General features: G+C 58.7%; 1 pseudogene. It reads right to left on the bottom strand.

Annotated elements, in window-relative coordinates:
- Positions 1–688: pseudogene (locus ABAC402_RS41055) on the bottom strand (IS630 family transposase); the annotation flags it as partial.

Here is a 688-nt window from a genome sequence, read left to right as displayed (position 1 = left end):
TAGTTCTGACGGAGGTACTGCCATACGTTTTCCTGTGGGTTCAGCTCTGGCGAATAAGGTGGCAGATGCAGCAGGGAGATATTCTGGGGGACGCGTAATCTTCCACCTGTCTGATGCCACCCGGCTCCATCAAGAACGACAATGGCGTGGGCTTTTGGATCGACCTGTTTACTGATTTCCTCAAGGTGCAGCGTCATGGACCAGGCGTCGGCCTTGGGAACCACCCATGCGGCGCCGATACCCCGGGCTGGGCAGATGGCGCCGAAGATATAGGCCCAGGTATAGCGCTGGTCACGCGGTTGCCGAGGTCGACTGCCGCGCTCAGCCCAGATACGCGTCAGCGTTCCTTGCTGGCCAATGCGCGCCTCATCCTGCCACCAGATTTCGATGGGCTTGTTTCGCTCGGACTCAGGTATGGCCGCCGCGACCAAGTCGGTAAATTTTTTTTATGCGCTTCTTGGGCGGACGCGTCCTGCCCTGGATGCTGAGGGCGCACTGATAACCGACGAAAACCCAGGCGGCGCAACATCTCGCCGACTGAACGTTCAGCCATGACGACATCAAACTCGCTCTTGATCCGCCGCGCCAAGTCGGACCGCCTCCAGCGTACAACCCCGTCCACAGCTATATCCGGGCCATCCTTGACCCATTGCATTACCGTTTGCTGCTGTTCAGCCGTCAACAGAGT

The sequence above is a fragment of the Asticcacaulis sp. AC402 genome (assembly GCF_000495835.1).
Taxonomy (GTDB): domain Bacteria; phylum Pseudomonadota; class Alphaproteobacteria; order Caulobacterales; family Caulobacteraceae; genus Asticcacaulis.
This window is presented reverse-complemented; position numbering and strand designations above follow the sequence as displayed.